At 59.9% G+C, this 304-nt stretch carries 1 protein-coding gene; it reads left to right on the top strand.

Translation table 11 applies throughout. The features are described 5' to 3' along the window. On the top strand, nt 1-304 hold a 304-nt coding region (locus P0G09_RS18345; protein WP_275253386.1), incomplete at both ends, for a baseplate J/gp47 family protein.

Genomic DNA, 304 nt, shown 5'->3' on the forward strand with positions numbered 1-304 from the left:
GCGTAGAGACCACCTCGACTTCCAGCGGCGGCGCCGACAGGGAGAGCGACGAGAGCTTTGCAGCCCGCAACTTCATTGCACCCGGCAAATACTCCACCGCAGGCAGCCGGAACGGCTACGAGTACCATGTGCAGGATTACAGTTCTGCCATCGGCGGCGTTCTCGTTTCGAGCGACCTGGCAGCCGGAACCGTTGACATTGTTTTTGTCATGGCAGACGGCTCCCTCCCGAGCGAAGAAATGATTTCCGCCATGAGCCAGCACATGAGCGCAGAAACCCTCCGCCCGATGAACGACCTTGTGAC

It is taken from the genome of Faecalibacterium sp. DFI.5.82 (genome assembly GCF_029076575.1).
Lineage (GTDB): Bacteria > Bacillota > Clostridia > Oscillospirales > Ruminococcaceae > Faecalibacterium > Faecalibacterium duncaniae.